This is a genomic window from Falsirhodobacter xinxiangensis (genome assembly GCF_004959935.1).
Lineage (GTDB): Bacteria > Pseudomonadota > Alphaproteobacteria > Rhodobacterales > Rhodobacteraceae > Falsirhodobacter > Falsirhodobacter xinxiangensis.
Map to the genome: position 1 here is coordinate 168,429 of NZ_SMYN01000007.1, position 22,456 is coordinate 190,884.

Genomic DNA, 22,456 nt, shown 5'->3' on the forward strand with positions numbered 1-22,456 from the left:
TGCGCCCTCAGTTCGCGGGCCAGATGCCCTTGTCCTTGAAGAAGGACTCGGCAGCAGGGTGGAAGGGCAGGACGGTGACGCGGGCCAGCTGCGCGGGATCGTATTCGTTCCACATCGCGCCGCCGGTCTTCATCGCCTCTGGGTTCGAATACAGCGCCTCCAGCACCTGCGTGACCATCTCGTCCGGCACGTCCTTGTGCGCGAACAGGGTGTAGTCATAGAACAGCACCATCGTTTCGGGCGAAATGCCCGCCGCATCCGGGCGATCGCCCCATGTCTTCAGGCTGGTGCCGGGCAGGTATTTCGACAGGATCTCCTCGTCGCCCTCCTTGAAGGTCAGGTAACGCACCTCGCCCACACTCGCCTCGACATCCATGATCGACTGCGCGCCGACCGACCCGATGGTCACCTCGGTCATGCCTTCCTTCACATTGTTGAACTGCTGGCCGAAGTTCGATGTCGGAACCCCCTGCACGTCATCATAGGAAACCCCCGCCGTCTCCATCGACGCGGTGAAGAAGAACGCGCCCAGCGAATTGGGCGGAAATTGCGGGACCTTGCGGCCCGCAAGATCGGCCAGCGTCTCGATCCCGCTGTCTGCCGGCACGACAAGCCCCGCGTTGAACGGCAGCATCGTCGCCACCATGCGCAGGTCGGGGTTCGCGCTGCCCTCGGACATGCCGATCCCGTCCATCGCGTGCGAGACCTGCGGGAAGTTGGCGATCCCGAACTCGATCCGCCCCTGATTAACCAGCGGGATGTATTGCGAGGTGTTGGCCATCACCTGCGGGCGGATCACAAGGTCGGTTTCCTGCGACAGCACCTTGGCAAGGTGCATCGCAAGCTGTTCCGTCGCCCCGCCCGTGGTGGTGGCAAGGCCGACCATCTGCGCGGATGCGGGGGCGGCCGCAAGGACCAAAGCGAAGGCTGCGCCTTTCATATACATCGTTACTCTCCGTGTTGGATCTTTTGTTTTTATTGTGAAAATTCGTTCGCGCCGCACCATCAGGCCAAAAGCCGACCCGCCTGCGGCACGGGATCGTCGATCCCGGCGCGGCGCAGGCTGGCCCAGAACGTCGCGGTGTTGGAACTCAGCACGGGAATGCCCAGGCGATCCTCCAGCATGGGGATCAGGGGCAATGTGGGAAAATCGGTGCATGTCAGCAAAAGCGCCTCGGCCCCCGGCCGGATGACCTGCATCGCCAGCGCCTCGATCCGTGCCAATGGCGTGCGGGCGATCCGCGGGTAATCGGCGGGACCGTTCGCGCCAAGGCCCAGCCCGGCGATGGCCAGAACCTCGACCCCGTGATCGGCCAGAAAGTCCACCTCATACGCGTTCAGCGCGTCGTGATAGGGGGTGGCGACAGATATGCGCGCGGCGCAGACGTGGTTCAGCGCATCGACGATGGCGGCGGCGGTCGTGACCACCTGCGCCCCCGTCGCCTGCCCCGCCGCGTCGGGCAGCGCATGCGCCGGCGTCACCATCGACCCCGCCGTGCAGGCATAGGCGACCACATCCACATCCGCCTGCCGAAGCAGGCCCACATTGGCGGCGATCATCTCCAGCACCCCCTCGCCGTGGTGCAGGGGCATGCGGTGGGAATGGACGGTGACGCCTTCCGGCACCATGCGCGCCCATTCCGCCTCGTTCACAGTATTGGTCGGCGGGGTGATGAGGCCGAGCTTGGCGCGGTGGCTATAGACGGATTCATGCGGCATCTTGCAGGCTCCCTTGGGGGACAGGCTATGGGCCCATCCGCCAATTTGTCCATATCAATTTCCGCCAAAGCGGATAATTGTTCGACTCTGCCACATCATTCATCGGCAGCAAGCAATCCGGGGCGTTTCCGCGTCACCGCGAAACAAAGTGCGCCCACGCCAAGGATCAGCCCGATGATGGTCAGCGATATCGGCCGCTCGAACATCGGCATCACGCTTCCGCCGCCAAGCTGCCATGTGCGGACAAGATTGCCCTCCATCATCAGGCCCAGAAGCAGTCCGATCACCGTCGCCACCACCGAATAGCCATAGCGTTTCATCACCACCCCAAGGATCGAGAACGCCACCAGCGTCACCGGCCCGTTCAGGCTGGAGGAAAGCGCATAGGACCCGAGCACCGTGCAGATCACGATGGGCGGCAAAAGCCATGCCAGCGGAACCCGCACGATATAGACCGTGATGCGAATGAACATCAGACCGACCAGCACCAGCAGGATGGATTGCACGATGCTGCCCGCAATGATGGCATAGACGATATCCTTCTGGTCCGCGATGAACCGCGGCCCGCCGGTGATGTTGTGCATGGCAAAGGCCGACAGCATGATCGCCGTCGCCGCGCTGGACGGAATCCCAAGCGCCAGAAGGCCCACCATCGAGCCGCCCTCGGACGACGAATTCGCCGCCTCGGCTGCGGCAAGCCCGTTCGGATTGCCGCGGCCATAGCTGTCGGGATCTTTGGAGAACTGTTTCGTCAGGCTGTAGGACACGAGGTTCGCAATCGACGATCCGATGCCGGGAATGACGCCCAGGCCCGCGCCGATGGCCGACCCGGTCAGCACCGTCGTCGGCACCTTGCGGATGAACAGGATGCCCTCGACGATCTCGCGGATCGACACTTTCCGTTCGGCTTCGTCCTTCACGATGTAGTCGGATTTGACCATGCGGAACAGTTCCGACGCGGCAAAGATGCCGATGATGGCGGCGTTGGGGTCGATCCCGTCCAGCAGGTGGATCGACCCGAAGGTGCCCCGCTCGACCCCGGCCGAGCTCATCCCCACCAGCGACAACAGAACGCCGATGCCCCCCGCCGCGATGGCGCGCCAGAAGCGCCCGTCGGTCATCAGCCCGATCAGCAGAATGCCCGTCAGCGCAACGAGGAACAACTCCGGCGCGCCCATCTTCAGAACGAAGCCCGACAGCGGCTCCAGGATCGCGAACAGCATGACATAGCCGATGGCCGTGCCGATGGTGGATGCGATCAGCGCGATGCCCAAGGCGCGGTTGTGCAGCCCCTGTTTCGCCATCGGGTATCCGTCGAAACAGGTCGCCACCGCCGCCGACGTGCCGGGCACATTCATCAGGATCGCCGGAATGGCGCAGCCGAAGCCGCCGCCGGTGAAGATCGCGGTCAGGAACAGGATCGCCGGAAGGAAATCCATATACAGCGTCATCGGCAGGAAAACCGCCATGGCGATCGGCACCGACAGCCCCGGAATCGCGCCGAAGACCAGCCCGATCACCAGCCCCGCCACCGCCACGATCCACGCCGAAGGGGTCGAGAACAGCAGCGCGAAACCATCCGAAATGGCCACGAAATCGAACATCTCAGCCCCCCAGGAACACGGTCTTGACCGGAACACCCATCAGGTTCACCAGCACATAGACGGGCGCGAGCCCCATCACCGCCGAATAGACGGCGATCCCGGCCCAGCCACGCTGGCCCATCATCGTCATGGTCAGTCCGCAGAAGATGATCCCCGCCAGATCGAAGCCGATCACCTCCAGCGACAGCACATAGGCGGCCAGCACCACGCAGGCGATGGCGATGCCGTAACGGGCGCGCAGCGATCCGTCGTCATCCTCGTCGCGCGGGCTTTCGGCATCCACATCGGGGTTCATCGCCAGATGGGCGGCGACGGCGATCACGATGGCCAGCGTCAGCGCCGCCACGGGCGCGATCAGGATCATGTTGACCATGCCCGGATCGGCCCGCCACGCATCCAGCGCGAACCAGACGGTGAACGCGGCGAACACGGCCAGCAGGCCGAAATGGCCCGCCCGATTGGCTGTCAGGTTCATAGCTCGTCCACATGTTCGGCAAAGATGTCATAGCTGGCCTGAAGCGAGGCCGCCGTCGCCTCCGGCCCCATCCATTCGCCGCCGATCTTGGCATCGGTGATGAACTTGGTGAAATCCTCGCGCTCCAGCATCCGCCGATAGGCGGCGACCAGCATCTCATAGGTTTCGGGATGGTCTTCCATCATGGATTTGTGGACGGTGAAGGTGCGCAGATCGGCGGCGATGACTGGCACCTCGATGCCCAGATCGGCGATAGAGTCGTTGATGGTGGGCGCGCCCCAAAGCTCGTCCGGCTCGGTGCGATAGATGGCCAGCGGGCGCACCTGATCGGCGATCACGTCGCTGCCAAGGGCGGAAATGAAGGTCATCGTCACCTGATCGCCCGCGATGGCGGTGCGCATCGGCCCGCCGCCGTCATAGGTGATCCAGTTGACGTTATCGCGCGGGATGCCCGCCGCATCCAGCAGGATCAGCGCCGACAGATGCCCCCCATCGCCGGGGATGACTGCACAGCTGACCTTGCCGGGGTTGGCCTTGATATCGGCCAGAAGCTCGGCCATCGACTGATAGGGCTGCGCCTTGTTGGTCAGCACGACATAGTAGTCCTGCCACTGGCCGTTGACGTGGTGGAAATCGTCCCATTCCAGCCCGCCCTGCCCCCGCAGCACGCTGGAGATCAGATACGGGTTCACGGGCGAGACGAGCGCATAGGAGCCGTCATTCGGCTGGCGGATGAACCAGCTGTGGCCCAGCACGCCCGATCCGCCCGGACGGTTGACGACGGTGACGGGCGTGTCGCCCAACTCCATCGGCAGGAACGTGGATATGGCGCGCGCCATGCGGTCTGCGGAACCGCCCGCATCGAAGGGCACGACGATGGTCAGCCTGCGCACCGGATAGGCGGACTGCGCAAAGGCCATGCGCGGCGCAAGCCCCGCAGCCCCAAGGGCCGCCATGGCGAAACGACGGGTAAATTGCATGCTCTCCTCCCCAGTTGCATACAAATATCGCGCCCCCAGGGGGCGTTGATCCGAAAACTGGGTCGATTGCATACGATCCGTCAACCGGCTATCGTCGCGGTGAAATATTTTCAGGGGGTGCAATGACCGCGACCGAACGCGTCTATGCCCATATCCGCGACCAGATCCTTGCCGGAACGCTGCGCCCGGGCGCAAGGCTGGGCGAGGCCGGCATCGCGGCCGACCTTGGCGTCAGCCGCACCCCCGTGCGCGAGGCGCTGCGCAAGCTGTCCGCCGACGGCTATACCGACCTGCGCCCCCATGCGGGGGCCGCCGTGCGCCTGTGGGACCCGGCCGAGGTCCGCTCCAGCTTTGCCATCCGCGCCGATATCGAAGGACAGGCCGCCGCCCGCACGGCGCAGACGATCACGACCGGCCAGCTTGCCGGGCTGGAGCAGCTTTGCGCGCGCATGGAAGCGCCCGGTGCCGTCGCCCAGCGCAGCGAGTTGAACCGCGAGCTGCACCAGACGATCCTGCGCATCTCGGGGCTGGTCCATGCCGAACGGATCGCGATGCAGCTTGCGGATATCGCGCTGCTGACGCTGACCTTCCACAGCTTCAGCAATGCGCAGGCCGAACGCAGCGATTCCGACCACCGGATGCTTCTGATGGCCTTCCGCATCCGCGACGCGGATTACGCGCAGGCGGTGATGCGCACGCATATCCTGACCGCCGCCGCCGTTCTGGACGATGTCAGCCGGTCGCGCGGATGACCAGATGGCCGGGGATGACCCGGATCGCGCCCTGTTCGGGATCGGCGATCAACCGGTCGACCAGGTCGAGCGTCGCGGTCACCATCCGCCGGATCGGTTGGCGCAGGGTCGTCAGCCGATAGGATTCCCAACCCGCCTGCGCGATGTCGTCGAACCCCAGAATGGCGATATCCTCGCCCACGCGGCGGCCCGACGCCCGCGCCACATCCACCGCCGCCAATGCCATCACGTCGTTTTCGCAGAACAGCGCGTCCAGATCGGGCCGGTCCCGCAGCAGCGCGACGATCGCCGCGTGGGCCGCGTTATAGGTGAACGCGCCGCAAACCGTGGCGGCAGGGGCCAGCCCCTCCTCGGCCAGACGATCGAGGAACCCGCGGTTCCGCTCGATATGGGTCGAGGTGTCGATCATCCCGGTGACATGCCCGATCCGCCGCCGCCCCGTCCCGGCAAGATGCGCCGCGACAAGCCGCGCGCCGTTGTAATTGTCGCAGGTGACCGCCGCCATGTCCGCATCCGGCTGAACCCGGTTCAGCAGCACCACCGGCATCCTTTCGCGTCGGCAGGTCCGCGCGATTTCCGAAGACATCCGCGCCGATGTGACGATGGCGGCATCCGCGCGATAGGACAGCACCTGCTGCATCACCAGATCGACCGATCCGCCCGGCGGGATGGTATGCAATATCAGCCGCTTGCCCCGTTCGTGCAGGCCAAGGGCCAGAAGTTCCAGCGCCGAGACATAGAACGGGTTGGTCAGATCCCCCGCCACGAGGCTGATCGACCCCATCGCCAGATTGCTGATGGACCGTCCCGCGGGCGAGACGTAGCCAAGTTCCTTGGACGCCTGAAGGATGCGCTGACGCTTTTCTTCGGAAATCGCCCCATTCGGCGAAAAGGCACGCGACACCGCCGCCAGCGACGTTCCTGCGGCCTGCGCGACATGGCGGGCGGTGACTCTCATCCTATCCTCCCCCTTTTACGCAGTGGACGCCGGCGCCCGCACCTAATCAAGCGCCATGATCCATTGCAAGGCGCTCACGCAGTTCCGGCAAGGTCGCTTTCGTGTGACCCCGGAACGCGCGGGGGGAAGGGAGAACGACCCCCGTTTATCCAGCGCCGTCTCGATCAGACCTCGTTCCTCCAGGATCGCATCTTCGCGCGGCACGAGGGCGTGGGCGAAATCGAAGCTGCGGGCGTCTTTCGCGATGCCCATATCCAACACGGTCAATATGCCCGCACCAGCCGGAGGCCGCGCGCCACGCGCGCCTCCCCGTCATCCGAAGGGCCGACGACACCCACCCGGTCGCCCGCAGCAACGCCGATCGCGTTCAGATCGCGCGGGTTCACGAACACGCCCTGCCGCTCGCCATCTAAGATTTGAAAGCACGAAGCCCCCTTCGGGCGCGCAAGTATTTCCGTTGACACATCTTGCCGCCGGTCCCTATGCATTTGTGATAATGGATCACATATGCGCATAAAGGGATCAGAAATGCGGGCGATCGTTCTTCATGCACCCGGCGACATCCGGCTGGAGGATCGCCCGATCCCCACCGCGCGAGAGGGCGAGGTCGTCGTTCGTGTCGCCTCGGTCGGGGTCTGCGGGTCGGACCTGCCACGCATGCTGGTCAAGGGCGCGTGGAAGATGCCGCTGATCACCGGCCACGAATTTTCGGGCCACATCACCGAACTGGGCGCCGGCGTCGAAGGCTGGGCCTTGGGCGAATTGGTCGCCGTGCCGCCGCTGATCCCGTGCCACGGCTGCGACGAATGCAGGACGGGCAACTTCTCGCGGTGCAAGGATTACGATTACTTCGGCAGCCGCCGCGATGGGGCCTATGCGGAATATGTCGCGATCCCGGTCGGCAATCTGCTGAAGGCCCCGCAGCATGTCGATCCGCGCGCCATAGCGATGACCGACCCCGCATCCATCGCGCTGCACGCGATCTGGAAGGCGGGCGGGCTGACGGTGGGCCAGACCGGCGGCGTCATGGGCTGCGGACCGATCGGGCTGTTCGCAATCCAGTGGATGCGGATCATGGGCGCCAAGGACGTGATCGCCGTCGACGTGTCGGGCGAAAAGCTGGCGCTGGCACGCGAGGCGGGCGCCACGATCTGCGTTCTGTCCAAGGATCTGGCGCAAAGCACCGCCAAGGCCGATGTGGTGATCGAGGCGGTCGGGCTGGACCCCACCATCAACGGGGCGGTGATGATGGCGGGTCCGGGCGGCCACGTCGCCTTCATCGGCATTCCGGTGCCGGATGTGGTGTTGTCGAACAAGACGTTCCAGTATCTGCTGCGTCAGGAAATCTCGCTGCACGGGTCGTGGAACAGCTTCGGCGCGCCCTTTCCCGGTCCGCAATGGACCGCCACGCTTGAAAAATTCGGGACCGGAGAGCTGAAATGGGAGTTCATGATCTCGCACGATCTTGATCTGGCCGAACTTCCGGGCATCTTCGACAGGTTCGCGGCCAAGGATCTGCACTTCGCCAAAGTGCTGTTCCGGCCCTGAGAGCCGGAGGGGAAGATGGCAGTCCTTTCGTTGGACTTCGGCACCAACGGGGCGCGTGCGGGCGTCTATGACGTGACCGCCCGGCGCATCGTCGCGCGGGCCGAGGCCCCCTATCCCACCCGCCACCTGCCGCCCGACCGGGCCGAGCAGAACCCCGAAGACTGGTGGCAGGCGATCCTGACCATCATCCCCGAGGTGCTGGCAAAGGCGGGCGACCCCGAGATACGGGCGATCTCGGTGGCGACCTTCGCATCCACGGTGGTGATGTGCGACAAGGCCGGGTCCGTGCTTGCCCCCGCGATCCTGTGGATGGACGCCCGCGCCGCGACCGAAGCTGCCAGCACGGCGGTGGATCATCCGGTCATGGCGGCCAGCGGCGGGTCCGATGCCGTCGAATGGCTGGTGCCCAAGGCGATGTGGCTGGCCCGGAACGCGCCTGACCTCTGGGCGCGGACCGAGGTGATCTGCGAGGCGCTGGACTACATCAACTTCCGGCTGACGGGCCAGTGGGTCGGATCGCTGATGAACGCGACCTGCAAATGGAATTACGACAGCCGGAACATGCGGTTCTGCCCCGATCTTTATGCCGCCTTCGGGGTGCCTGACCTTGCAGAACGCCTGCCGCAAAGGATCGTTAACATCGGCGGTGTCATCGGGCCGTTGACGGCCGACCTTGGCATCCGCGGCAATCCGGTCGTCGTGCAGGGCGGCATCGACGCACATATGGGCACCTTCGGCGCCGATACCGTCACGCCGGGGTCGATGCTGCTGATCGGCGGGACGTCGAACGTCCATCTGACGCAGGTGCCCGATGACGGCGCGGACATCACCGGGGTCTGGGGCCCCTATCCCAACGCGCTGACGCCGGGGCAGCGGATGATCGAAGGGGGTCAGGTCTCGGCGGGGTCGATCCTCAACTGGCTGGCGCGGGACATCTTCGGGCTGGACGATGCGGGCTTCGCCGCGCTGGCAAGGGACGCCGAAAGGCTGGAGCCGGACGAGACGGGGCTGCTGGCGCTGGACTTCTGGATGGGCAACCGCACGCCTTATCGCGATGCGCGGCTGCGGGGCGTGTTCCTTGGCCTGTCGCTGTCGCATGACCGCGCGGCGATCTTTCGCGCGGCGGTCACCTCGGTCGCGCTGGGCGCGGCGAATGTGGTGTTCGATCTGGAACGGCAAGGCGTCCGGGTGGACCGGATCGTCATGGCGGGCGGGATCATGCGCAACCCGCTTTGGCTGCAAGCCACCGTCGATGCCATCGGCAAGCCGGTGGAGATCGCCGAGGATGACAACCTTTCGCTGGTCGGATGCGCGGTGGCATCCGCCGTCGGTCTGGGCCTTTTCCCCGACCTGACCACCGCCGCGGCCGCCCTGCGCGGGCCGACGCGTCCGATGCTGCCGGATGCAGGCCGCCATGCCCGCTATCGCGCGATGCTGCACGATTACCGCGACGCGACCGAAGTGCTGACCCCACTGCTGCATCGGCTGGCCGGAGGAAAGAAATGAGCGAGAAAGGCACCCGCCTGCCCATGGACGAAAGCCGCGGGCATCTGATGGTGAACATCGCCCGCATGGCCTATCAGCAGGACCGATCGCTGGTGGAAATCGCGCAGGAAACCGGGTTGAACCGCTGGCAGGTCAGCCGCCTGCTGCAAGAGGCCCGCGATCTGGGCGTCGTCCGGATCGAGATCGTGCCGCGATCCGCGCGCCGCACCGGGCTGGAGACGGAGCTGCAGAAGGCGTTCGGCATCCGCGACGCCGTCGTCGTGCCGCAGGGTCAGGACGACGTGGCGCAGGCGGCGGGGCAGTATCTGGCTTCGGTCAAGCCGCGCCCGCGCACGGTGGGTGTGTCATGGGGGCGGACGATGGCGAATGTCGCGCATTGGCTGCCGCCGCAATGGAATGACGGGGTCGATGTGGTGCAGATCAACGGCACAGTCGCGCCCATCCCCGGATCGGCCCATCACAACGACGTGGCGCAGATCTTCGCGCAGAAGGGCAATGGCCGCGTCATCCCGCTGCCCGTCCCCGCTATCGTGGGCGAACGCCTCACGCGCGAGGTGCTGGAAAAGGACCGCATCGTCGCGGACGTGCTGAAGATCGCGCGGTCGGCGCAGATGCTTGCCTTCTCGCTTGGCGGGCTGAACGAGGATAGCGTGCTGCTGCGGTCCGGGAATATCCTGCGGGCCGAGATGGGGGCGCTGCTGCGGGCGGGCGCGGTGGGCGACATCCTTGGCCGTTTCATCGACCGCCGGGGCCGCATCGTGGACCCCGATCTTGACGCCCGCACCATCGGCCTGTCGCTGGCCGATCTGAAGAACCGCGACCGGGTGGTCGGCATCGCCGCCGGGCCCGAGAAACACGAGGTCGTGCTTGGTGCCTTGCAGGCCGGCCTCATCAACGTCCTTGTCACCGATGAGGGAACGGCCTCCTTTGCACTGGAACATGCCCATGACCGCTGAAACCCCTCATAGCCCCACCGCCGACGGGGCGGTTCCGGCCAACCATCCGCGCAATCCCGGCATCGCGCTGGATCTTGCGATGTTCGAAGGCCATGCCGTCAACCGCAGCGGGGCCGAACGCCGCGCCGCCAGTCTGGTGTCCCGCCGGACGGTGAAAAAGGAGTATCAGGCCGCGTGGCTGGTCAACGCCATCCGCTGCATCGACCTGACCACCCTTGCCGGCGACGATACCGAAGGCCGCGTGAAGCGTCTTTGCGCCAAGGCCCGCCAACCCCTTGCCCCCCGGATCATGGAGGGGCTTGGCCTTGACGCGCTGACCACCGGCGCGGTCTGCGTCTATCCCACGATGGTGCCCCACGCGGTGCGCGCGCTGCGGGGATCGGGGATTCCCGTCGCCTCGGTCGCCACGGGCTTTCCCGCGGGCCTGATGCCCCTGCGCCTGCGGCTGGAGGAGATCCGCTATGCCGTGGACGAGGGCGCGGACGAGATCGACATCGTCATCACCCGCGAACACGCCCTGCGCGCCGACTGGTCCGCGCTGTATGACGAGGTGGCCGCCATGCGCGAGGCGTGCGGCGCGGCGCATCTGAAGGCGATCCTTGCGACGGGCGATCTGCAGACCCTGCGCAACGTCTATTCCGCGTCGATGGTGGCGATGCAGGCGGGCGCGGATTTCATCAAGACCTCGACGGGGAAAGAGGGCGTGAACGCCACCCTGCCCGTCAGCCTGATCATGCTGCGCGCGTTGCGCGATTATGGCGACGCCACGGGCCACCGCATCGGGTTCAAGCCCGCGGGCGGGATGAAATCGTCCAAGGACGCGCTGAACTGGCAATTCCTCATGAACGAGGAGATGGGCCGCGACTGGCTGGAGCCGGACCTGTTCCGCCTTGGCGCCTCCTCGATGCTGGCGGACATCGAACGCCAGCTGGAACATCACGTGACGGGCCGCTACGCCGCCTCGTCGCACCACGCGATCGCGTAAGGGGACGGACATGACCACGATCAAGGATATCCTGAAGACCATGGACTACGGCCCCGCGACCGAAGATGCCGCCATCGCCAATGAATGGCTGGCCCGGAACGTCGCGGGCTTCGGCCATTTCATCGGCGGCGCCTTCACCAAACCGAGCGAGACCTTCGCCGTCCAGAACCCCGCGACGGGCGGCGCCATCGCCCGCGTCAGCCAGGGCACGGCGGCGGATGTCGATGCGGCGGTCAAGGCCGCCCGCGCGGCACAGCCGAAATGGGCGGCGCTTTTGGGGCATGAACGCGCGCGATACCTTTATGCGCTGGCCCGCCATGTCCAGCAGCACGCCCGCCTTCTGGCGGTGCTGGAGACGATGGACAACGGCAAGCCGATCCGCGAAAGCCGCGACATCGACATCCCACTGGTCGTCCGGCATTTCTATCACCACGCGGGCTGGGCCGAGATTCTTGCCGATGAATTTCCCGGTGCCGTGCCCCATGGCGTCTGCGGTCAGGTGATCCCATGGAACTTCCCGCTGCTGATGCTGGCGTGGAAGGTCGCGCCCGCCTTGGCCGCCGGCAACACGGTGGTGCTGAAGCCCGCCGAATACACCCCCCTGACCGCGCTGGCCTTTGCCGAGATCGCGCGCGAGGTCGGCCTGCCTGCGGGCGTTCTGAACATCGTCACCGGCGATGGCGAAACGGGCGCGGCAATCACCGGGCACGAGGGGGTGGACAAGGTGGCCTTCACCGGCTCGACCGAGGTGGGGCGCATCATCCGCCGCCAGATCGCAGGGTCGGGCAAGGCGCTGACGCTGGAACTGGGCGGCAAATCCCCCTTCATCGTGTTTGCCGATGCCGATCTGGACGCGGCGGTCGAAGGCGTGGTCGATGCGATCTGGTTCAATCAGGGTCAGGTCTGCTGTGCAGGCTCGCGCATCCTTGTCGCGGAATCCGTGGCCGGGCGGTTCGAGGATCTGCTTCGCCGCCGGATGAAGACGCTGCGGACGGGCGATCCGTTGGACAAATCCACCGATATCGGCGCCATCGTCCATCCGGTCCAGTTGCAGCGCATCCGCGATCTGGTCGCCCAAGGCGCCGCCGATGGCGCGACCCTGCATCAGGGCACCGCCCCCGAGGGCTGCTTCTTCCCGCCCACGTTGGCGATCGCCGAACCCGCCTCGATCCTGTCCACCGAGGAGATCTTCGGCCCCGTCGTCACCCTGACCACCTTCCGCACGCCCGAGGATGCGGTCGCGCTGGCCAACAACACCCGTTACGGCCTTGCGGCGTCGGTGTGGTCGGAGAATGTGAATCTCTGCCTCGATATCGCGGCCAAGGTGAAGGCGGGCGTGGTCTGGGTCAATTCGACCAACCTGTTCGATGCGGGCGCGGGCTTTGGCGGCTATCGCGAAAGCGGCTTCGGGCGCGAAGGCGGGCGCGAGGGGATGGGCGCATACCTGACGACCCCTGCCCCCAAGGCGCGCCCCGAAGTGTTGACGGCGCTGGACCCGCTGCCCGCGACCACCGCAGGCGGCGCGATCGACCGGACGGCCAAGAACTATATCGGCGGCAAGCAGGCGCGGCCCGACGGCGGCTATTCCTATAACGTCGCGGGCGTGGGGATGGCGGGCGTCGGCAGCCGCAAGGACATCCGCAATGCGGTCGAGGCGGCGCACAAGGCCTCCGGCTGGGGGGCGCAGACCGGCCACAACCGCGCGCAGGTGCTGTATTTCCTGGCCGAGAACCTGTCCGCCCGCGCCGCCGAATTCACCGAACGTCTGCGCAGCTTCGGCCAGTCGGGCGCGGCGGCGAAGGCCGAGGTCGATGCCTCGATCCGCCGCATCTTCTGGTATGCCGCACAGGCCGACAAATTCGACGGCGCCGTGCACCAGACCAAATCGGCGCATGTTACGCTGGCGATGCACGAACCGCTGGGCGTGGTCGGCGTGCTGTGTCCGGTGGCGGCACCGCTGCTGGGCCTTGTGTCGCTGGTGCTGCCCGCCATCGCGATGGGCAACCGCGTCGTGGCCGTGCCGTCGCAGACGCATCCGCTGGCGGCGACGGATCTGTATCAGGTGCTGGACACGTCGGACGTGCCGGGCGGCGTCGTCAACATCGTCACGGGCGAACGCGACCTGCTGGCCAAGACCCTGGCCGAACATGACGACGTGGACGCGCTGTGGTATTTCGGCACCCCCGAGGGCCGCAAGATGGTCGAGGCGGCGTCGGCCGGAAACCTGAAGCAGACATGGTGCGGACCGGGCGGCATCGACTGGGCCGCAGCGCAGGGCAAGACATTCCTGTCCCGCGCCACGCAGGTCAAGAACATCTGGGTGCCCTACGGCGAATGATCGTCAGATCTGCGAAGGGTCGGGCTCCGGCCCTTCGTCCGCCACCGTATCGGCCAGCATCGCCGCGATGCGTTGCAACGACGAGACGAGCTGCGTCTGCTCCCAATCCTCCAGCGCGGAAAAGCGGTCGTGGAACCGGGCATGGACGCCGTCGGGCGCGATGGTCAGAAGCTGGCGACCGTGATCGGTCAGCGACAGCCACGACTGGCGGCGATCCTGCGCGCCCTTGCGCCGCTGCACGACGCCCGACTGTTCCAGCTTGTGGATCAGCACGGTCGCGGTGGCCTGTGTGATGCCCATGCGCGCGGCGATGACGCCCGCGGTCTGCTCGCCCGCCTCTTCCAAAATATGCATGAAGATCAGCTGCGAGGCGGTCAGCCCCGTCTCGCGCATCACGGCGCGGCTGCTGTTTTCGGTGCTGCGAAGGATCTGCCGCATCGCGGTCAGAGCAAGTTTGGTGCGATCTTCCACGGTGTCCATCGGGTTGCGAATCCGCCCATGATACCCGGCCCTTGGGGCGAACCCAATCGCCAGAATCCTACGCATGACCTAAGCAATATCATGCAAAAAACCTCCTTTGGTCAACGGTTTGCCCATTTTTCCCAGAAACTCCTTTGACATTTAGTATATACTAACTAACCTTTATCGCACAGCCGCAGCAACCTTGCAGGACCCGTGCTACAGACCCGAGTGAACCTTCCCCCCGACAGCCTGATCTTTCGCCCCCCACGCGCCGAAGATGGCCCCGCCATCTGGCGGATGATCGAAGCCTCGGGCGCGCTGGATACGAACTCGCTTTACTGCAACCTGCTGCAATGCACCGATTTCGCGGGCACCTGCGTGCTGGCCGAACGCGCGGGCGTGCCGCTGGGCTGGATGTCGGCCTATGTTCCCCCCGCGCGGCCCGACACGCTGTTCGTGTGGCAGGTCTGCACGGCGCCCGAGGCGCGGGGACAGGGTCTGGCGCGGCGCATGATCGGATCGGTCCTTGCGCGCCCCGATTGCCGCGATCTGCGCCATCTGGAATGCACGATCACCCGCGCCAATGCGCCATCCTGGGGGCTGTTCCGCAGCCTTGCGCGCCAGCTTCGCGCCCCGATCGCGTCCGAGCTGCATTTTTCCCGCGAAACCCATCTTGGCGGCCGTCACGACAGCGAAATGCGCGTGACCATCGGCCCTTTCCAAACCGGAGATACCCAATGACCATCGCCACCTTCGATCGCGTCGAAAGCCGTGTGCGTTCCTATTCCCGCAGCTTCCCGCGCCTGTTCGACCGGGCCGAGGGCGCGATCATCTTCGGCAAGGATGGCCGCGAGCATATCGATTTCCTGTCAGGCTGCTCGTCGCTGAACTATGGCCACAACGATCCCGACCTGAAGCGGGCGCTGATCGATTATATCGCCAGCGACGGCATCGCGCATGGCCTGGACATGTTCACCGATGCCAAGGAACGCTTCCTTGCCGCGTTCGAGAAGATCGTCCTGCGCCCCCGCGGCATGGGCCATCGCGTCCAGTTCACCGGCCCCACCGGCGCCAACGCGGTCGAGGCCGCGATGAAACTGGCCCGCAAGGTGACGGGGCGGCACAACATCATCGCCTTCACCAACGGCTTCCACGGCGTGACGATGGGCGCACTGGCGGCAACGGGCAACGGCAAGCACCGAGGCGGCGCGGCGATGCCGCTGGCGGGCGTGACCCGCGCGGCCTTCGACGGCTATCACGGCGACGTTTGCACCGCCGAAATGCTGGACCGCCAGCTTTCGGACCCCTCGGGCGGGATCGACGCGCCTGCCGCGATCATCGTGGAAACGGTGCAGGGCGAAGGCGGCCTGAACGCAGCCTCCCCCGAATGGCTGCGCAAGATCGAGGCGATCGCCCGCAAACACGGCGCGCTGTTCATCATCGACGACATCCAGGCCGGATGCGGGCGCACGGGCGGCTTCTTTTCCTTCGACGGGATGGGCCTGTCGCCCGACATCGTGACCATGGCGAAATCGCTGTCAGGGATGGGCCTGCCGCTGGCCATCACCCTGATCCGCCCCGAGCACGACATCTGGAAACCGGCGGAACACAACGGCACCTTCCGCGGCAACAACCACGCCTTCGTCACCGCCCGCGCCGCGCTGGAGAAGTTCTGGGCCGATGACGCCTTCCTGCGCCGGACCGAGGACAACGCCGCCTATCTGGGCCAGCGCCTGACGGAAATCGCCGAACGCCGCGGCTTCACCCTGCGCGGGCGCGGCATGATGCAGGGCATCGACGCGGGCGATGGCGAAACCGCCGCCGCGATCTGCGCCGAATGCTTCCGCCATGGCCTGATCATCGAAACATCCGGCAGCCATGACGAGGTGGTCAAGATCCTCGCCCCGCTGACCATCCCGCGCGAGCAATTCGCCAAGGGGCTGGACATCGTGGAGCGCGCCTTCGCCGCCCGCATGACCGCCCTGAAAACCGCAGCCGAATAAGGAGACAGACATGATCGTCCGCGACCTGAACGATGCAAGAAAGACCGACCGCCTCGTGACAGCCGATGGCTGGGACAGCACCCGCCTTCTGCTGGAAGGTGACAAGATGGGGTTCAGCTTCCACATCACCCGCATCACCGCCGGGACCAGCCACGTCTTCGAATACAAGCACCATTTCGAAAGCGTCTACTGTATCTCTGGCCAGGGCAGCATCGAGGATCTGGCGACCGGCCAGACCCATCCGATCCGCCCCGGCGTGATCTATGCGCTGAACCTGCACGACCGCCACCGGCTGAGCGCGAGCACCGAACTGGTGCTGGCCTGCTGTTTCAACCCCCCCGTCACCGGGCAGGAGGTCCACCGTGAAGACGGCTCCTATGCCCCCGCACCGGAGGAAGCCCATGCTTGATCAGACCCATGACGACTACCCCACCCGCCTGCCGCGCGAACGCTGGCTGAAACGCAACGATCCGACCGTCTGGCAGGGCTGGAGCGAGAAGGCTCCGATCACCCGCCAGCAGGCCGAATTCTTCGATGCGAACGGGTATCTGGTGCTGGAGGGCATGTTCTCGGACGCCGAGGTCGCCGCGCTTCAGGCCGAATCTTCCGCGCTGCGCACGGGCGGCGGCATCGCCCCCGAAAACGTCATCACCGAGCCCAATTCGGACGAGGTGCGCACCGTCTTCCGTCTGGACGAACAGAACGCCCTGTTCGCGCGTCTGGCGGCGGACGAACGTGTGGCGGGCAAGGTCCGCTTCCTGCTGGATGACGATCTGTATCTGCACCAGTCGCGCCTGAACTACAAACCCGGCTTCACGGGGAAAGAGTTCTATTGGCATTCCGATTTCGAGACGTGGCACGCCGAAGACGGCATGCCCCGGATGCGGGCGATTTCCGCCTCGGTGCTGCTGACGGACAATTCGCCGCTGAACGGGCCGCTGATGCTGATCCCCGGATCGCACAAGACCTTCGTGTCCTGCGCGGGCGAGACGCCGGACGACAACCACGCGACATCCTTGAAAAAGCAGGAGATCGGCGTGCCGTCGCCCGAAAGCCTGTCGAAGATGGCCGAACAGCACGGGATCGACTATGCCTCGGGCCGCGCGGGGACGGTGATTCTGTTCGACTGCAACACGCTGCACGGATCGAACGGCAATATCACGCCCTTCCCCCGGTCGAACGCATTCTTCGTCTATAACGCATGGACGAACCGCGTGGGGCAGCCCTTTGCCGCCAAGGCACCGCGCCCGGCCTTCCTGTCGTCGCGCGACCCGCAGGCCCCCATCGCGATCAGTGGTGGCGCCCTTGCCTGAGCACACGGTCGAAAAGATCGGCGGCACATCCATGTCGCGGACGGCAGAGCTTCTGGACAGCGTGCTTCTGCGCGCTGATCCCTATGGCCGGATCATCTGCGTGTCGGCCTATGCCGGGATGACGGATGCGCTGCTGGAGCAGAAGAAGACCGGCGCGCCCGGCGTCTATGGCGCCTTCGCCGCGCAGGGCGACTGGCAGGCGGCGCTGGACGATGTTCTGGCGCGGATGCTGGATGTGAACGCGGGCATCTTCGCCGATCCCGCCGAGGCCGACGCCTTCGCCCGCGAACGGGTCGAGGGCGCGCGGTCCTGCCTTCTGGACCTGTCGCGGCTGTGTTCCTTCGGGCATTTCCAGATGGACCAGCACCTGATGACCGTGCGCGAACTGCTGGCATCGCTGGGCGAGGCGCAATCGGCCTTCAACACAGCGCTGCTTTTGCGCGGCCACGGCGTTGCCGCGCGGTTCGTGGATCTGACGGGCTGGTGCCGCAGCGGGGATGCGCCGCTGGACGAGGTGATCGCCGATGCCTTCGCCGGGATCGACCTTGCACGCGAATTGCCCATCGCCACCGGCTATGCCCGGTGCAGCGAGTCGCTGATGCGCAGATACGACCGGGGGTATTCCGAGATCACGCTGGCCCGCATCGCCGTCGTCACCGGCGCGGCCGAGGCCGTGATCCACAAGGAGTTCCACCTGTCCTCGGCCGATCCGCGCGTGGTCGATGGGGTGCGCACCATCGGACAGACGAATTACGACGTGGCCGACCAGCTTTCCAATCTGGGGATGGAGGCGATCCATCCCGGCGCGGCCAAAAGCCTGCGCCGCGCGGGCATCCCCCTGCGCGTGCGCAACGCGTTCGAACCGGACCACGCCGGCACCCTGATCCGCGCCGATCTGCAACCCGCAACGCCGGGGGTCGAGATCGTGACCGGCCTGCGCGACGTCTTTGCGCTGGAGTTTCACGACCCCGACATGCTGGGCGTCAAGGGTTACGACGCGGGCATTCTGGACGCGCTGAAACGGCACGGGGTCTGGATCGTGGCGAAAACGTCGAATGCGAACACGATCACGCATTTCGTCAAGGGGTCCATGTCCGCGATCCGGCAAGTGGAGGATGATCTGTCCGCCGCATGGCCCGATGCCGCCATCTCGCTGGAAAAGGTCGCGCTGGTGTCGGCCATCGGGCGCGATCTTGGCGACGGCATCCTGCCCCGCGCGCTGGATGCGCTGGCCGAGGCCGGGGTCGCCCCGCGCGGCATCCACGATCTGATGCGCAAGGTCGATCTGCAAGTCGTCGTCGACCCCGACCAGCACGACGCAGCCCTGCGCGCGATGCACCGCGGACTGGTCGAACGCGCCCCCGAGCGCCGCCTGCACGCGGCCTGAGAAAGGAAACCAAATGACACGTATCGCCCTCATTGCCCTCGCGCTGTCCGCCGGCACCGCCCAAGCGGCCAGCCTCGACCAGATCCAGCAAAGCGGCACCATCCGCATCGCCGTCGCGAACGAGATCCCCTATGGTTTCGTCGGCTTCGATGGCGAGGCGCAGGGTGCCGGGCCGGACGTGGCCAAACTGGTCGCCGAAAAGCTGGGCGTGGAAAACATCGAGTGGGTCACCACCAACTTCTCCACCCTGATCCCCGGTCTTCAGGCCGACCGGTTCGACATGGTCGCCGCCGAAATGGCGATCCTGCCCGACCGCTGCAATCAGGTGCTGTTCTCGGAACCGAACACCTCCTATGGCGAAGGGCTGCTGGTCGCGGCGGGGAACGAGAAGGACGTGCACACCTATGCCGACTTTGCCGAAAACCCCGACCTGAAGATCGCCATCATGTCCGGCGCGGACCAGCTGGAAATGATGCAGCGCCTTGGCGTGCCGGAATCCAGCATGGTGATGATCGGATCGAACGCCGATGCGATTTCCACCGTGTCTACGGGCCGCGCCGATGCCTATGCCGCGACGGGTCTGACCGTTGCCGGGCTGGCGGACCAAAGCCGCGCCGTGGAACTGGCCGCGAACTTCACCGACCCGGTCGTGGATGGCGAGCCGATCCGTAGTTGGGGCGGGTTCGCCTTCGCCTCGGGGAACGAGGCGCTGCGCGATGCTGTGAACGAGGCGCTGGCCGAGATCAAGCAGACCCCCGAATGGGCCGAGACGGTGACCGGATACGGCTTCACCGAGGCGGATGTGGCCGCATCGTCGGACCGCACGACAGCCGATCTTTGCGGCTGATCCGGTGGAAGTTCATTGGACCGAATACCTGCCCCCTCTGCTGGAGGGGGCATGGGTCACGATCCGCCTGACGGTGTTCTCGACACTGCTGGGCGCGATCCTCGCCTTTGCGGCGGGCGTGGGGCGGCTGTCGCGGAACGGTGCCCTGCGCGCCGTCTCGGTCGCGTATATCGAGCTGTTTCGCGGCACGTCGCTGCTGGTGCAGCTGTTCTGGCTGTATTTCGCGCTTCCCTTGGCGGGTCAGGCGGTGGGGCTGGATCTGCGCATCCCGCCGGTCATTGCGGGCATCCTTGCGCTGTCGTTGAACATCGGCGCCTATGGGGCCGAGGTGGTGCGCGGCGCGATCCAGTCGGTGCATACCGGCCAGCACGAGGCCGCGCTGGCGCTGAACTTCACCCCCCGCCAGACGCTGGCCCGCGTGACGATCCCGCAGGCGATCCCCGAGATGATGCCGTCCTTCGGCAATCTGGCGGTGCAGAACCTGAAGGACACGGCGCTCGTCTCGCTCATCAGCCTTGGCGACATGACCTTCCGGGCCGAACAGATCCGCAATTTCACCCAGGACAGCGTCACCGTCTATTCCATGCTGCTGGCGATGTATTTCGGCATGGCGCTGGTGCTGACGGCGATGATGCGGGGGATCGAACATTCCGTGGGCCGCTGGCGCCCGGTCAGGAGCTGACATGCTGTTCGGATTTGAATGGGACCTGAGCAGTCCGCTGGCCTTCGCCCTGTCGATCCTGCCGATGCTGGGGACGGGGATGTTGGTGACGATACAGGCCGCCGTTCTGGGATTCGCGCTGGCGCTGGTTCTGGGGCTGGTCTGGGCGGTGCTGAAATCGGCGCCGCTGCGCGTCATCGCATGGCCCGCCGCCGTCGTGACCGAATTCCTGCGCGACACGCCGCTGCTGGTGCAGCTGTTCTTCCTGTATTACGTGCTGCCCGAATACGGGATCGTGCTGCCCGCCTTCATGACCGGCGCGCTGGCGCTGGGCCTGCAATACAGCGCCTATACCGCCGAGGTCTATCGCGCCGGGCTGCAAGCCGTGCCGCGCGGCCAGCACGAGGCGGCGCTGGCGCTGAACCTGCCGCCCACGCGCAAATTCACCCATATCGTCATCCCGCAGGCCGTCCCGCGCATCGTGCCTGCGATGGGCAACTACCTCGTGTCGATCATGAAGGATGTGCCGGTGCTGTCCGTCGTGACCGTGCTGGAGATGCTGAACGTCGCCCGCATCATCGGCGACCGGACCTTCGATTACCTGATCCCGCTGTCGATGGTCGGCGCGATCTATCTGATCATGACGCTGGTTGCCTCTGCCGGGGTGCGGGCGCTGGACACATACCTTCCCAAAGAGGGGATACCGCTGAAATGAGCGATCCGATCATCCGCTTCGACAATGTCGTGAAACGCTTCGGCGATCACACCGTGCTGGACCGCCTGAATTTCACCGTGAACCGGGGCGAGAAGGTGACGATCATCGGCCCGTCCGGTTCGGGCAAATCCACCGTCCTGCGCATCCTGATGACGCTGGAGGGGATCGAGGGCGGCGTCGTCCATGTCGGCGGCGAGCCGTTGTGGCACGAGGCCGACGGCGTCACCCCGGCGTCCGAGGCGCATCTGCGCAAGAAGCGCGGCGAAATGGGCATGGTGTTCCAGCAGTTCAACCTGTTCCCCCACATGACCGTCCTGCGCAACATCACCGAAGCGCCGGTTCGCGTGCTGGGCCTGCCCAAAGCCGAAGCCAAGGCGCGGGCCGAGGAGCTGCTGGAACTGGTCGGCCTGACCGAGCATATGTCGAAATTCCCCCACCAGCTTTCGGGCGGCCAGCAGCAGCGCGTCGCCATCGCCCGCGCGCTGGCCATGCGCCCGTCGATCCTGCTGTTCGACGAGCCGACATCCGCGCTGGACCCCGAACTGGTGGGCGAGGTTCTGGGCGTCATCCGCCGTCTGGCCGAAGAACACGACCTGACCATGCTTCTGGTCACGCACGAGATGCGTTTCGCCCGCGAAGTGTCGGACCGCGTGGTGTTCTTCGATCAGGGCCGCATCCGCGAGGAAGGCGCCCCCGAGGAAATCTTCACCGACCCCACCGAAGAACGCACGCGCGAATTCCTGAAGGCGACGCTCGAAGCCTGAGCGCGCTTTCGGGTAGTAGCGACATAATACCCCTCGGCCGGTTTCCACGCTACCATCACCCCATGACGCAGCAGAGGGGAGAGCGATGGCAAGATTCGTGCACAGCATGATCCGGGTTCTGGACGAGGCGCGATCCGTCGCGTTCTATGACCGGGCCTTCGGGCTGAAGGTGGCGGAACGGCTGGAATTCGACGATTTCGTGCTGGTCTATCTGTCCAATGCCGAAAACACCTTCGAACTGGAACTGACCATCAACAAGGGCCGGAGCGAACCCTATGACATCGGCGACGGCTACGGCCATGCCGCCTTCGTCGTGGACGATCTGGAGGGCGAGCATGCGCGCCTTGCCGCCGAAGGCTTCGCCCCGCGCAAGCTGGTGGATTTCAAGCATCAGGGAAAGACGCTGACGCGGTTCTTCTTCGTGGCCGATCCCGACGGATACCAGATCGAGGTGATCACGGCGGGCGGACGCTATTGACGATT

25 protein-coding genes are annotated in these 22,456 nt (G+C 65.8%); 16 read left to right on the plus strand and 9 right to left on the minus strand.

Annotation, left to right across the window (positions count from 1 at the left end; all coding sequences use genetic code 11):
• Nucleotides 1-7 precede the first annotated feature (7 nt).
• The 5 genes from E2K76_RS10920 to E2K76_RS10940 all read right to left on the minus strand — a co-directional run bounded on the left by E2K76_RS10920 (nt 8) and on the right by E2K76_RS10940 (nt 4,778).
• Entirely contained in the window at nt 8-946 is a 939-nt protein-coding gene (locus E2K76_RS10920; RefSeq protein WP_169053272.1) for a TAXI family TRAP transporter solute-binding subunit, read from the minus strand.
• Nucleotides 947-1,005: 59 nt separating this feature from the next.
• Complete coding sequence (locus E2K76_RS10925; protein ID WP_136684333.1) at nt 1,006-1,719, minus strand: maleate cis-trans isomerase family protein; 714 nt, start codon at nt 1,717-1,719, stop codon at nt 1,006-1,008.
• Between the two features lie 95 nt (nt 1,720-1,814).
• Nucleotides 1,815-3,323, minus strand: a complete 1,509-nt coding sequence (locus E2K76_RS10930; RefSeq protein WP_136684334.1) for a tripartite tricarboxylate transporter permease — start codon at nt 3,321-3,323, stop codon at nt 1,815-1,817.
• Between the two features lies 1 nt (nt 3,324).
• Nucleotides 3,325-3,798 (minus strand): tripartite tricarboxylate transporter TctB family protein, encoded by a 474-nt coding sequence (locus tag E2K76_RS10935; RefSeq protein ID WP_136684335.1) that lies wholly within the window; start codon nt 3,796-3,798, stop codon nt 3,325-3,327.
• Entirely contained in the window at nt 3,795-4,778 is a 984-nt protein-coding gene (locus E2K76_RS10940; RefSeq protein ID WP_136684336.1) for a Bug family tripartite tricarboxylate transporter substrate binding protein, read from the minus strand. The genes E2K76_RS10935 and E2K76_RS10940 overlap by 4 nt, the downstream gene beginning before the upstream one ends.
• A gap of 122 nt (nt 4,779-4,900) precedes the next feature.
• Between E2K76_RS10940 and E2K76_RS10945 the strand changes: the two genes are divergently transcribed.
• Nucleotides 4,901-5,530, plus strand: a complete 630-nt coding sequence (locus E2K76_RS10945; RefSeq protein ID WP_136684337.1) for a GntR family transcriptional regulator — start codon at nt 4,901-4,903, stop codon at nt 5,528-5,530.
• On the opposite strand, the gene E2K76_RS10950 is transcribed toward E2K76_RS10945, so the two are convergent.
• From E2K76_RS10950 to E2K76_RS20990, 3 genes are read right to left on the minus strand one after another with little or no spacing between them, the layout of a single operon-like run.
• Nucleotides 5,511-6,488: a LacI family DNA-binding transcriptional regulator gene (locus tag E2K76_RS10950; RefSeq protein ID WP_136684338.1), complete on the minus strand. Its 978-nt coding sequence runs from the start codon at nt 6,486-6,488 to the stop codon at nt 5,511-5,513. The genes E2K76_RS10945 and E2K76_RS10950 overlap by 20 nt on opposite strands.
• Before the next feature lie 42 nt (nt 6,489-6,530).
• Nucleotides 6,531-6,740, minus strand: coding sequence for a hypothetical protein (locus tag E2K76_RS10955; RefSeq protein WP_136684339.1), 210 nt, complete (start codon nt 6,738-6,740; stop codon nt 6,531-6,533).
• Nucleotides 6,741-6,751: 11 nt separating this feature from the next.
• Nucleotides 6,752-6,874: a hypothetical protein gene (locus E2K76_RS20990; RefSeq protein WP_281280729.1), complete on the minus strand. Its 123-nt coding sequence runs from the start codon at nt 6,872-6,874 to the stop codon at nt 6,752-6,754.
• Between the two features lie 142 nt (nt 6,875-7,016).
• Here E2K76_RS20990 and E2K76_RS10960 point away from each other — a divergent pair, with 142 nt between their 5' ends.
• Genes E2K76_RS10960 through E2K76_RS10980 form a run of 5 tightly spaced genes read left to right on the plus strand, consistent with a single transcriptional unit; the run spans nt 7,017 to nt 13,821 of the window.
• A complete protein-coding gene (locus E2K76_RS10960) occupies nt 7,017-8,036 on the plus strand; it encodes a galactitol-1-phosphate 5-dehydrogenase (RefSeq protein ID WP_136684340.1) in 1,020 nt (339 codons plus the stop codon).
• Between the two features lie 15 nt (nt 8,037-8,051).
• Nucleotides 8,052-9,542, plus strand: a complete 1,491-nt coding sequence (locus E2K76_RS10965; RefSeq protein ID WP_136684341.1) for an FGGY-family carbohydrate kinase — start codon at nt 8,052-8,054, stop codon at nt 9,540-9,542.
• The gene (locus tag E2K76_RS10970) at nt 9,539-10,498 is read left to right on the plus strand and encodes a sugar-binding transcriptional regulator (RefSeq protein WP_136684342.1); all 960 of its coding nucleotides are present in this window, start codon (nt 9,539-9,541) and stop codon (nt 10,496-10,498) included. Before E2K76_RS10965 ends, E2K76_RS10970 begins: the two co-directional genes overlap by 4 nt.
• Nucleotides 10,488-11,483 carry a deoxyribose-phosphate aldolase gene (gene deoC / locus E2K76_RS10975; protein WP_169053274.1) on the plus strand — a complete coding sequence of 332 codons (996 nt, stop codon included), beginning with the start codon at nt 10,488-10,490 and terminating at the stop codon, nt 11,481-11,483. Before E2K76_RS10970 ends, deoC begins: the two co-directional genes overlap by 11 nt.
• 10 nt (nt 11,484-11,493) lie before the next feature.
• Nucleotides 11,494-13,821 carry an aldehyde dehydrogenase family protein gene (locus tag E2K76_RS10980; protein WP_136684343.1) on the plus strand — a complete coding sequence of 776 codons (2,328 nt, stop codon included), beginning with the start codon at nt 11,494-11,496 and terminating at the stop codon, nt 13,819-13,821.
• A 3-nt stretch (nt 13,822-13,824) separates the two neighbouring features.
• On the opposite strand, the gene E2K76_RS10985 is transcribed toward E2K76_RS10980, so the two are convergent.
• Complete coding sequence (locus E2K76_RS10985) at nt 13,825-14,301, minus strand: MarR family winged helix-turn-helix transcriptional regulator (RefSeq protein WP_169053275.1); 477 nt, start codon at nt 14,299-14,301, stop codon at nt 13,825-13,827.
• Between the two features lie 210 nt (nt 14,302-14,511).
• Here E2K76_RS10985 and ectA point away from each other — a divergent pair, with 210 nt between their 5' ends.
• The 10 genes from ectA (at nt 14,512) to E2K76_RS11035 (ending at nt 22,451) form a co-directional block, all read left to right on the plus strand.
• Entirely contained in the window at nt 14,512-15,024 is a 513-nt protein-coding gene (gene ectA / locus E2K76_RS10990; RefSeq protein WP_246032943.1) for a diaminobutyrate acetyltransferase, read from the plus strand.
• The gene (gene ectB, locus E2K76_RS10995; protein ID WP_136684345.1) at nt 15,021-16,286 is read left to right on the plus strand and encodes a diaminobutyrate--2-oxoglutarate transaminase; all 1,266 of its coding nucleotides are present in this window, start codon (nt 15,021-15,023) and stop codon (nt 16,284-16,286) included. The genes ectA and ectB overlap by 4 nt, the downstream gene beginning before the upstream one ends.
• A gap of 10 nt (nt 16,287-16,296) precedes the next feature.
• On the plus strand, nt 16,297-16,695 hold the full coding sequence (locus tag E2K76_RS11000; protein WP_136684346.1) for an ectoine synthase: 399 nt from the start codon (nt 16,297-16,299) through the stop codon (nt 16,693-16,695).
• Entirely contained in the window at nt 16,688-17,599 is a 912-nt protein-coding gene (gene thpD, locus E2K76_RS11005; protein WP_136684347.1) for an ectoine hydroxylase, read from the plus strand. Before E2K76_RS11000 ends, thpD begins: the two co-directional genes overlap by 8 nt.
• Nucleotides 17,592-18,986 (plus strand): aspartate kinase, encoded by a 1,395-nt coding sequence (locus E2K76_RS11010; RefSeq protein WP_136684348.1) that lies wholly within the window; start codon nt 17,592-17,594, stop codon nt 18,984-18,986. The genes thpD and E2K76_RS11010 overlap by 8 nt, the downstream gene beginning before the upstream one ends.
• A gap of 13 nt (nt 18,987-18,999) precedes the next feature.
• A complete protein-coding gene (ehuB, locus tag E2K76_RS11015) occupies nt 19,000-19,833 on the plus strand; it encodes an ectoine/hydroxyectoine ABC transporter substrate-binding protein EhuB (protein WP_136684349.1) in 834 nt (277 codons plus the stop codon).
• A gap of 4 nt (nt 19,834-19,837) precedes the next feature.
• Nucleotides 19,838-20,515 carry an ectoine/hydroxyectoine ABC transporter permease subunit EhuC gene (gene ehuC, locus E2K76_RS11020; protein ID WP_246032944.1) on the plus strand — a complete coding sequence of 226 codons (678 nt, stop codon included), beginning with the start codon at nt 19,838-19,840 and terminating at the stop codon, nt 20,513-20,515.
• Between the two features lies 1 nt (nt 20,516).
• Complete coding sequence (gene ehuD, locus E2K76_RS11025) at nt 20,517-21,209, plus strand: ectoine/hydroxyectoine ABC transporter permease subunit EhuD (protein ID WP_136684351.1); 693 nt, start codon at nt 20,517-20,519, stop codon at nt 21,207-21,209.
• Nucleotides 21,206-21,973, plus strand: a complete 768-nt coding sequence (gene ehuA / locus E2K76_RS11030) for an ectoine/hydroxyectoine ABC transporter ATP-binding protein EhuA (RefSeq protein WP_136684352.1) — start codon at nt 21,206-21,208, stop codon at nt 21,971-21,973. Before ehuD ends, ehuA begins: the two co-directional genes overlap by 4 nt.
• Before the next feature lie 85 nt (nt 21,974-22,058).
• Nucleotides 22,059-22,451, plus strand: a complete 393-nt coding sequence (locus E2K76_RS11035) for a VOC family protein (RefSeq protein ID WP_136684353.1) — start codon at nt 22,059-22,061, stop codon at nt 22,449-22,451.
• Nucleotides 22,452-22,456: the final 5 nt, after the last annotated feature.